General features: G+C 66.2%; 14 protein-coding genes and 1 tRNA gene. 13 read left to right on the top strand and 2 right to left on the bottom strand.

What is annotated here, in order from left to right:
* The coding region (locus tag DSP71_RS09090) for an SDR family oxidoreductase (protein WP_147251262.1) at window positions 1-800 on the bottom strand (800 nt) is incomplete at its 3' end.
* A 57-nt stretch (window positions 801-857) separates the two neighbouring features.
* Between DSP71_RS09090 and DSP71_RS09085 the strand changes: the two genes are divergently transcribed.
* Complete coding sequence (locus DSP71_RS09085; RefSeq protein ID WP_227751398.1) at window positions 858-1514, top strand: asparagine synthase; 657 nt, start codon at window positions 858-860, stop codon at window positions 1512-1514.
* Between the two features lie 64 nt (window positions 1515-1578).
* Window positions 1579-1651, top strand: a tRNA-Arg gene (locus DSP71_RS09080).
* Here DSP71_RS09080 and DSP71_RS09075 read toward each other — a convergent pair.
* The gene (locus DSP71_RS09075) at window positions 1617-1988 is read right to left on the bottom strand and encodes a helix-turn-helix domain-containing protein (RefSeq protein ID WP_113680937.1); all 372 of its coding nucleotides are present in this window, start codon (window positions 1986-1988) and stop codon (window positions 1617-1619) included. The genes DSP71_RS09080 and DSP71_RS09075 overlap by 35 nt on opposite strands.
* Before the next feature lie 17 nt (window positions 1989-2005).
* Between DSP71_RS09075 and DSP71_RS09070 the strand changes: the two genes are divergently transcribed.
* The 11 genes from DSP71_RS09070 to DSP71_RS22180 all read left to right on the top strand — a co-directional run.
* Window positions 2006-2347, top strand: a complete 342-nt coding sequence (locus DSP71_RS09070; protein ID WP_113680936.1) for a helix-turn-helix domain-containing protein — start codon at window positions 2006-2008, stop codon at window positions 2345-2347.
* 147 nt (window positions 2348-2494) lie between these two features.
* The gene (locus DSP71_RS22185) at window positions 2495-2671 is read left to right on the top strand and encodes a hypothetical protein (protein ID WP_181800708.1); all 177 of its coding nucleotides are present in this window, start codon (window positions 2495-2497) and stop codon (window positions 2669-2671) included.
* Window positions 2672-2822: 151 nt separating this feature from the next.
* Window positions 2823-3113 (top strand): hypothetical protein, encoded by a 291-nt coding sequence (locus DSP71_RS09060; protein WP_113680934.1) that lies wholly within the window; start codon window positions 2823-2825, stop codon window positions 3111-3113.
* Window positions 3110-3397, top strand: a complete 288-nt coding sequence (locus DSP71_RS09055) for a hypothetical protein (RefSeq protein ID WP_113680933.1) — start codon at window positions 3110-3112, stop codon at window positions 3395-3397. Before DSP71_RS09060 ends, DSP71_RS09055 begins: the two co-directional genes overlap by 4 nt.
* Before the next feature lie 422 nt (window positions 3398-3819).
* On the top strand, window positions 3820-5448 hold the full coding sequence (locus DSP71_RS09050; protein ID WP_113680932.1) for a hypothetical protein: 1629 nt from the start codon (window positions 3820-3822) through the stop codon (window positions 5446-5448).
* A gap of 61 nt (window positions 5449-5509) precedes the next feature.
* A complete protein-coding gene (locus DSP71_RS09045; RefSeq protein ID WP_113680931.1) occupies window positions 5510-6601 on the top strand; it encodes a hypothetical protein in 1092 nt (363 codons plus the stop codon).
* Window positions 6598-8259, top strand: a complete 1662-nt coding sequence (locus DSP71_RS09040; RefSeq protein ID WP_113680930.1) for a hypothetical protein — start codon at window positions 6598-6600, stop codon at window positions 8257-8259. The genes DSP71_RS09045 and DSP71_RS09040 overlap by 4 nt, the downstream gene beginning before the upstream one ends.
* Window positions 8260-8277: 18 nt before the next feature.
* Window positions 8278-8601 (top strand): hypothetical protein, encoded by a 324-nt coding sequence (locus DSP71_RS09035; protein ID WP_113680929.1) that lies wholly within the window; start codon window positions 8278-8280, stop codon window positions 8599-8601.
* On the top strand, window positions 8598-8969 hold the full coding sequence (locus tag DSP71_RS09030; RefSeq protein WP_147251260.1) for a hypothetical protein: 372 nt from the start codon (window positions 8598-8600) through the stop codon (window positions 8967-8969). Before DSP71_RS09035 ends, DSP71_RS09030 begins: the two co-directional genes overlap by 4 nt.
* Window positions 8970-8973: 4 nt before the next feature.
* On the top strand, window positions 8974-9393 hold the full coding sequence (locus tag DSP71_RS09025; RefSeq protein WP_113680927.1) for a hypothetical protein: 420 nt from the start codon (window positions 8974-8976) through the stop codon (window positions 9391-9393).
* Window positions 9394-9409: 16 nt separating this feature from the next.
* Window positions 9410-9809: hypothetical protein (locus tag DSP71_RS22180; protein ID WP_181800707.1), on the top strand; the 400-nt coding region annotated here is incomplete at its 3' end.

Genomic DNA, 9809 nt, shown 5'->3' with positions numbered 1-9809 from the left:
GGCCGCCGCATCACACGCCAGTACGACGCCGGCGCGATACGGGTGAGCACATCGATGAGGCGCGCCTCGCGGCCGACCATGGTCCGTGCAGCCCGTCGTTCGGTCGCGCGGATGATCCGCGCCGCCGCGTCTGCGGGCTCGGTGTGGTACATCTCCGCCTGGGCGGCGGCGGCGCGGGCGGCGACCTTCGGGTCGATCGCCGCGGCATAGCGGCCGTGCAGGATGATCCCGGTGCGCACCCCTGCCGGGTACACGGCGCCGACGGTCACAGAGGTGCCCTCCAGCTCGTGCCGCAGTGCTTCCGAGAAGGCGCGGACGGCGAATTTGCTCACCGCGTAGGGGATCCGTCCGGCGGGGGCGGCGAGGGCGTAGACGCTCGCCAGATGGGTGATGTGGGCGGCAGGGGCGGCGCGGAGCGCGGGGAGGAGCGCCTTGGTGACGGACACGGTGCCCCAGAGGTTCACGTCGGTGAGCCAGCGCATCTCCTCCATCGTCAGCTGGTCGATGTCGCCGAGCATGGAGGAGCCGGCGCACGTGATCAGCGCATTGATCCGCGGGTGCGACGCGGTGATGTCCGTCACGGCTGCGAAGACGGCGTCGTCGTCGCGGAGGTCGACGACGTGCGTGGTCACGCGTGCGTCGTGCAGCTCCTCGGCGATCCTCGCAAGAGCCGCGGTGTCGTGGTCGACCAGCGCGAGAGATGTTCCTCGGGCAGCGAGCCGGCGTGCGATCTCCGCGCCCATCCCGTTGGCGCCTCCGGTGATCACGGTGGTGCCCCCGGTGAGATCGAGGTGTTTCATGCGTCTCCTGCAGGGCGTGATCGGGGCGCGAACCCGCGGATGTCGGATGGTTGGGGCATGCTGATTCCGACCATTCTGGCCGACACCGGGCCGCATCGATACCGGTACGCTCAAGGAGAGGAGGTACCGGTGGGACGGACAGCGGATGCCATCGCCGAAGGCGTCGCGATCGCGACCGCTGCCGCGCGCCTGGCCGTCAAGAACCACATCCTCATCGGCACCATCGCCGAGGACGGCGTGTTCGACATGGACAAGTACATCGACGACGCGCGTGAGGCGCTCCGTGCCATGGCAGAGGAGTCGGAAGAAGCCGCGGCCACCGTCACCGCCCTGCGCAAGCGGGCGAGGGGCCGGCATTCCGACCCGGTGGGAACGCACGACTACCGCGATCGCGATGTGCGCAACCTCCGCCGTCGGGCCAAGCAGTCCACCGGCGTCGCCGTGCGTCTGCGCGAGATCATGCAGGACCGGGAGCAGCTCGCCGCCATCGTCGAGGAGGCGAGGAGCGCGGCCTGGGCCGACGTGCGCCACAACCTCGACCGTCGACTGCGTGTCGAGGGGATGCGCCCCGACCAGGATCCCGACTACAACCGCATGCGCGAGGCCCGGATGCAGGCCCTTCGGCTCGTCGACCTGCAGGCGCTCTCCTCGGAGCAGAGAGCCAAGGCCAAGAGGCGGAAGAAGCAGCAGAAGGCCGCATCGGCCGACGACTGAGGCCTCGTTTCGCTTTCGCGTCGGGACTGTTGTAGGCTGTTCTACGGCCCGCTGAGCGGGCCGGGCGCCCGTAGCTCAATGGATAGAGCATCTGACTACGGATCAGAAGGTTAGGGGTTCGAGTCCCTTCGGGCGCACACTGTGTTGAGACAGTGACGAAACGGCTTCCACTTCGGTGGAGGCCGTTTCTGCGTTAACGCCCGTTGCGAGCCATTCGAGGCTCACGCCGCACGCCGCCGCGATTCGAGCTGTCACGTCGAACTGCGGCATCGAGCGTCCCGTCTCGTAGTTGGAGAGCGAGTTGCGGGCGACGCCGACCGCCGCCGCCAGCTGAGTCTGATCGAGGCCCGCATCCTTGCGCGCCTTCGCGAGAAGTTCCCCAAGAGTCCATGTGACTGTCATGCTCATGCGTTCAGTGTAGCGCGCCCAATATCTCGACACGCCGCGCTCAATGCGTCGGCGTGTTGTGCTCATGTCGAAATTATGGGCACATGAGCTTGAACGCGTACATCTGGGCGGCAAACCTCCCACTCAGCGTCTGCAACGGTACGCCGTTCCGGGTGCTCCTCCAGCTGGCGGATCGAGCGGACGATCTGGGCTACGGAGCCTACCCGCATGTCTCGACCATCGCCGAACGCCTCGAATGCTCCGAGCGGACCGTCCAGCGAGCCATCAAAGAGCTTCGCGCGTGCGACCTCATTCGCGAAGGCGACCAGCGGTGGGTGGAGCACCTAGACGCCCGCTACCGGCCCACTGTCTACGACGTGCTGACGACGGCGCTTCGGTACACGGAGGAGAGAGGGGGAGGCCCTGAAACCAGGGGTGACACCTAAGTCACCCCTGACCGATCCAGGGGTGACAGAAACCGGCATCCAGGGGTGACAACTGCTGTCGCTCTAAGAACCGCCCTTAGAACCCTCTTACCCAACTAACTCTCTCTTCCTACGTACCTGAACGCGCGAGAAAGCGAAAAGACGATGATGAAGCACTACTGGATGTACGACATGAACCGCGACTTCCACGTCACGCTGACCGACCCCGAAGCCACGATCTTCGACGCTGTGCAGGTCATCCGCGACCACGCCGGAGTCGAAGCATTCGGCTACCAGGTCACCCGCTCGGAGGCCAGGGCCAACGAAGAGGTTCTGGTCGTATGACCGATCCGCACCACTACCTCGAATCCGGTTGGTGCAATTGCGGCCACCACCGGCAAGACGGACGCCAAGACCGTGACCACATCGAGCAGCCAACCATCGCCGAGATACGCGCAATCCTCGGCCCCACCTACCAGCCCAAGGAGCAACGCAGATGAACACCCCAGACAACTTCCCGGCCCTGCGGGTCGCCCTTCTCTTCGCCGCCATCCTGATCCTGTGGATCGCGTTCGACCTTCGCGAACGCAAGCGCATCGCTCGCGAATCCGCAGCCGGTGCCGTCTTCGTGGCAGAGCAGGCGGTCTCAATGGCGAGCAGCGGCGAGTGCGCCCGAGCGTGGGTCACGAGCCAGCGGGCGGGCCACCGCGTCCACCTGTGCGCACGACCGTACGAGCACATGGGACCGTGCGACTGCGGTGTATGCCCCGACGGGCTCGACCGATGATCTTGACCAAGGGGGAGGCGCACGCATGCCGAGCCACCATCAACCGCCTTACCACGCTCGTGGACTCAGCCCGCGACCTCCGGGGCGAAGCCAAGAGCCTCGGGCTCCGGGACACCGCGCGCTCACTCAACGACGCGGCACGGACACTGGACGGCGCACGGACGCGCCTCGTCGAAGACGGGCCGGAGTACCTGGACGCGGCACGCGCATTCATCAACGCGGCAGAGAACATGCTTACTGACCGAGCCATCTACATCGGGCGCTTCGCCAACGGGCGGCACTGACCGATGGGCGCCAAGCATCAGACACCCGAGTACCGACGCAACGCGCCGGTCATCCGCTCGCGCGTGCACGCCGCACACCGAGCAGGGCGTAGTGTCGCGTGCTGGCGCTGCCGCCGACCCATCGCACCCGGCCAGCCGTTCGACGTTGGGCACCTGCCCGGCGCGCGCGCATCCGCACTGAACGAGCTTGCACCCGAGCACCGCCACCGCACGGCGCAGTGCGTCGGCAACCGTGCAGCTGGAGGGCGAGAGGGAGCATCCATCACCAACGCACGCCGACACATCAACGTGCCGACCAACCAAGAGACAACATGGCCAGTCTGATCGCACCAACGTTCGAAGAATCCGACGCCGCTTCTTTGAGTAGCGGCGTCACAACTACCGCCTCCGGCAGCGAAATCCCCCCCCAGGACTGGGCAGGAGTGGAGCTACCCGAAGAGGTCTTCGAACATCCCCTCCTCCAAGAGGATGCGTGGAACGAGCTTCGCGATTCCGGCCGCGACCCCCTGGACGAATCCACCCTGCACAGCACCTACCAGTCTCGCGCCGAGTTCCTGGTTGGCGCATGGATTATCAACGAGCTCGTTCCCCGTCGCATCGTCCCTGGAGGGCTCCTCGGGAACCTACAGCCGCAGATGCTCCGAACCGCCGACGTAATCGGTACGGGCGGTCCCATTGACCCGGACGACATCGGCCCCGACGAGGCCAGCTTCCTCAACGCGATCCTCGAACCTCGCCGCTCCTCAAAGACCACGAGCCTGTGGTGCATCCTCCTCGGACGGTGCTGGATGCGCGCCGTCTACATGGCCGGTTACACCATGCTCACGACCGCGAAGAAGGCGGGTGAACGCTTCAAGCTCGACGTGCGCGACTCGATCCTCCGCAAGTGGCGCGACAAGACCTACCGCGAGAAAACGATGGGCGTGAAGCTGACCGAAGGCAACGGCAACCTCGGCATTGAATTTGCCAACGGGTCTAAGCTCGCGATCCTCTCGCCCAACGGCGATGACGTGCGCTCCGGTGCCTATGACATCCTCGTGCTCGATGAGTCCGGCGAGGCCGAGCCCGAGATGTGGGATGACATCGTGGGCGCGGTCGTGCCGTCCTTCGACACCCGCCCCGGCGCGCAGCTCGTCTACGCCGGTACCGGTGGCAAGTACCGCGACGGGTCCCACTTCTGGGCTACCCTCCACGACCCCACAGCGGGCCGCATCCGATACGGCGTACCCGACGATATGGACGAAAAGAAGCTGGAGACGTGGGAATCCGGAGCCGGTGAACTCATCGAACGACTGCACCCGGGACTCGACGGCCTCACCAACCTCGCCACCATCCGCCGCAACTTCGCCATCCTCGGCTGGCTTCGATTCTCGATGGAATACCTCGGCCACTTCGGCAAGGCTGTGGGCAACGACACCATCATCGGGGGCGAGTGGAGCGACACCACCGAACGCGGCCCCGTGCCCACCGGAGTCACACCGCTATCGCTCGCGTTCGCCGTCCATCCCGGCGGGCTCTGGGCGTCCATCGCCATTGCGTGGTACCTGCCTGACGATGCGGGCGACCTCGCTCGCGCCGCCTGGGCGCTCGACGGTGACGACGACAGCGCCCCCCGCATCGGCATCAAAATCATCCATCACCAGCAGGGCAACGCCCGGATGGCTGCAACCCTCTGGAAGTACTGGAAGCAACTTCGCCTTCCGATCATCTACGACGACTCCCCGCAGGAGAAGGCGATCATCCAGGAACTCAACCGCGACGCCCGCCCCCGCCCGCAGTCACAACTCATCCGCTTCGGAGAGAAGAGCGTCGCACACACCAAGCTCCTCAACGGGCTGCGTCACGGCGACGTGCACCACTGGGAGCAGGAACCTCTCGACAAGGCCGCAGCCGGTGCGGTCAAGAGGACGTCCGGGAAAGCCGTCCTCTTCGGCACCCCAGTCGCTGATCCTGAGTTCGACATCACGCCATTGGAGGCCGCGGCGGCGGCGCTCTACAAGCTCCCCGATCCCAGTGCAGGGAAGTCCTTTGCCCCTATTATTATGAGTTAGCTACAAAGTTATCCACAGGGCATTGTTGACGATCTACAAAGTTCGCGGATAGCTTTCTCGCATGTCCTGGATCTCGCGCCTCCTGTTCGGCTCGCCCGCATCGGCGGCGAACGTGTTGGCGGGATTGCCGATCCTGCCCTATTCGCCACCGCCCGCACTGGCCGCGCTCGTCTACTCCGACATCTACGGCCCCGCCACGGCGGACGCCGTGACACGCGAAACGGCGATGGCCGTGCAGCCCATCGGACGCGGCCGCGCCGTCATCGTCGGCCGCCTCGCCGACCTCGTGTTCGAACTCGGCGAGATGATCGACGGCGAGTTCATCGCCGACAAGCAGCAGCCCGCATGGCTCACTGCCACCCGCACTGCGCAGACGTGCTGGCACCGATTCGCGTGGTCGCTCGACGACACCGTGTTCACCGGGTGGACCCTGTGGCTCGTCGAACGCAACGAGGCCGGAGCTATCATCGACGCCGCCCGCCTCGCCCGCCACCGCTGGACATTCGATACCGCATCGCCCACGGGCGTCTCCATTGACCAGCAGCCAGTCACTGACGAACGCGGTGTCATCCTCTTCGCGGGACCGGACGACGGCCTGCTCATCAAGGCGCGCGACACCATCCGAGGCTGGCGGTACATGGAACGCGCATGGGTCGGACGCGTCCGCAACCCGATCCCCCTCGTTGTCCTCCACGAGAAAGAAGACAACGGCGTAGAGCAGGCGGAGGCTCAGCAGTACGTGGAGGCGTTCGCGGCGGCACGCACCAGCGATAACGGCGCAGTCGGCTTCCTTCCGGCCTCCCTCGAACTCGAAGTGTACGGCGAGATTGAGGCCGACCTGTACGACAAAGGGCGCAACGCCGCCCGCATCGACATCGCCAACGCGATGAATCTGCCGGTGTCGTATCTCGACGGCTCCACCGCAACCTCCTCGCTTACGTACGTCACACAGGAGGGCACTCGGAACCAGATCATCGACGACCTGGAGTACTGGATCGCCCCGTTCGAAGCGCGCCTATCGCAGGAAGACGTGACCGGCGATCCCAAGAAGGTCATCCGCCTGAACCGCTCGAACCTCACCGCGACCCCGAACGACACGTACGGCGCGACCAACCGTGCCGACGCCACGACGCCTGAGGAGGCAGCTGCATGACCGATCACGGAGACTTCTCCTACGACCCCGCCACGCGCATCCTGCGCGGCATCCTGCTCCCGTTCGGCGAGCGTTCGCGGACCAGCGTGTCGGGGGCCGAGCCCATTGAGTTCGGCGCTGACAACATCGACCTGCCGCGTGACGCCTCTGTCGTCGGGCTCAACCGGCACCACAACCGGCACGATCCGGTAGGCCGGGCCACGTTCCTGGAGAAGCGTGCCGAGGGCGTGTACTCGGAGTTCCGGATCGCGGACACCGACGAAGGCGATGCGTACATCCGTGACAACCTCGACGCGTTCGGCAAGCCGAAGCCGGGCGCACTGCGCAAGCTCTCGGCGGAAGTCACCGACATGGTGCGCGATGGCGCTCGGGCCGTGCGCGCTCGCCTCACGGGGGCTGCACTCGTGACCGAAGGTGCCTTTGCGTCCGCCGCCCTCTTCGCCGCCGACGACACCGTGACGGTGCACGGGTACGACATGCCCGCCGAGTCCGAATCGTCCTCCAGCTGGTCGCAGACCAACAGCGACGGCACGGGCGAGGAGTCCACCACAAGTACCACCGAGGAGGCCGAAGACCTCGGCGACGGCAAGAAGCGCATCACCCGCACCACGACCACTGTCACCACCATCACCGAAGAGCCCGAAGCCGACGAAAAGGCCGAGGGCGAAGACACCGACAAGGAAGAAGCACTCATGGGAAACATCGTCCCGGGCGACGGCATCACCATCACGCCCAGCCCCACCCTCGACGGCATGTTCGCCGCCCTCGCGCGCAACAACCCCGACGACCTCGCCCCGTACGCAGGAGCGGGCGACCTGTTCGCCATCGCCAACATCCAGCACTCCGGACCCTCCGGGGCCACCATCGGGCAGGACACCCAGCAGACCGGATACCTCGGCGAGCTCTGGGACAAGCTGCCCTACCAGCAGCGCTTCATCCCGCTGGTCACGCAGGAGACGCTGACCAACTACGCCATGCAGGGATGGCGTTGGGTCGAAGGCAAGTCGCCCGAGGTCGGCGACTATGCGGGCAACGTCACCGACGTGCCGAGCAACACCGTGGACACCGAGCCGGTGACTGTCAACGCATCGCGCCTCGCGGGCGGCCACGCCCTCGACCGCCGCTTCACCGACTTCAACGACCAGGCGGTCGTCGCCAGCTACGTCACCCACCAGGCCGACGACTACAAGCGCAAGGCGGACGCCAAGTGCCTCGCCGCCATCATGAGCGCAGCCACGGCCACCGCGCCAGGCTCCGTTCCCGCTGGCATCGCCAAGGGACTCGCTGCCATCGTGGACGGCGCGCTCGACGTGATCGGCAGCGAGAACCGCCCGGCCTACTCCCTCGTGTCGCCCGAGCTGTGGCGTGACATCGTGCTCACCCCGAAGGACGACGTGCTCGCCTTCCTCAACGCGGGCTTCGGCCTGGAGGAAGGGGACATGGCTGGCTTCAAGATCATGCCGGCCCCGGTCGGCGCGGGCAAGGTCATTGTCGGCGCGAAGGAGGCCGTCACCTTCTGGCAGCTGGGCGGCGAGGCGCCCATCCGCGTGGACGGCGTGCGCCCGGGCCAGGGGGCCACTGAGATCGCGGTCTTCGGTTACTACGCCTCCCTGGCGAACAACGCCAAGGCTGTCCGCTCCGTCACGGTCGCGGCCTGAGAGACGGGAGCGTAGACGATGGCTGAATGGCTCACCGCCGACGATGAGGACCTTCCGACCCTGTGGCCGGATGTCCCCATGAACGACGACACGGCAACGCTCTACCTGAGTGCCGCGAAGGAAGCCTGCCTCGCCTACGCTCCCGCCCTCGCTGAGGGAGCCTCCATCCCGGACGGCTGGCGGCTCGCTCAGGCACTCCAGGCGCGCAACACCTACAACTCCTCGAAGGCCGCCCCGGGCGGGGACTTCGACGGCGGCGGGTACGGCATCAGCGCCTTCCCGCTCGACTGGCAGGTAAAGCAGCTTCTCCGTCCTCGACGCGCTCTGGGGGCAATCGCATGAGCGTGCGCAAGGACGTGGAAGCGCAGCTGAGCGCCGACTGGGCCGACATCCCTCCGCTCGCTGCGCTGCGTGTCGTCGCCACAGAACGCGAGCTTGACGACATCACGCAGCCCACCGCGCTCATCCGCGCCAAGAGCTACGACCGGACGCCAGCCGCTCCACAGTCTCACCGCAACGTCGGTCTCTTGCTCACGCTCATCTCTCCACACCTCGACCTCGACCGCGCCGGGGACCAGCTGGACGACATCACGACAGCCGCCCTCGACTACCTCGACACCCGGTTCTCGCACGAACAGGCCACCGCCGTTGGGTACGGCGCGCGGCTCGCCTTCGACATTCCTCTCACCGTCATCGCATCCAAGGAGTAGCCACATGTCCACCCCTCCCGTTGTCCCCATCATCCTCAACGACTGTGAACTCCTGGTCGAAGAGGATAACTACGAGGCGCACGTATCTCAGGTACAGCTTGACCCCTCGACGAACATCGCCCGTTGGAAAGGCCTGACCCCGACCAGCACGCATGCATTCCCGACGACGCCCGAGTGGGCGTTGCTCCTCGCGTATGCGCAGGACTGGGCGACCCCGAACAGCCTCAGTTCGTATCTCTTCGAGCACGTTGGTGAGCGCAAGACGTTCAAGTTCAAGCCGAAGAAGGCGGCGACTGGAACGGCTCCTACGATCACCGTCGTTGCCTTCATCGCCCCCGGCTCCATCGGTGGCCAGGTTGACCAGGTGGCAACGGCCTCCGTCACTCTGGGTGTCGAAGGACAGCCGACCATCGCCGCCGCGTAGGACGAGCGGGACGACGATGCGCCTCGACGCCAAGGAGTCACCTGAACTCCGTGCGGCCATCTACGCGATCCGTGCCCTGGATCGCACCATCGCGAAGATGAACCGCCAGGAGACGAAGCGCATCGCCGCCCCCGAGTGGAAGAAGGCGCTTGCAGAGCGCGCGGATACCAGGCTGGAGCACCGCGTCCTCGTGGACACGTCCGTCGTGTCTGTCTCGAATCAGAACGTCCGCATCCAGTCAGCCTCGAAAGGGCGGGCTCTCTCCGGAGGGCTCGCCCCCAAGGCCGACTACCCGGCCATCGAGTTCGGCGCTGACCAGCAGCGCAAGACCACCTACCAGCGACGCGGCCTGAAAGGTCGACCGCACAAGGTCACCCGCCACGCTACGCGCGGCCTCAAACCGCGCAACAGCAACG

Origin of the sequence: Microbacterium sp. H6, from assembly GCF_003314775.1 — a bacterium.
Taxonomy (GTDB): domain Bacteria; phylum Actinomycetota; class Actinomycetes; order Actinomycetales; family Microbacteriaceae; genus Microbacterium; species Microbacterium oxydans.
This window is presented reverse-complemented; position numbering and strand designations above follow the sequence as displayed.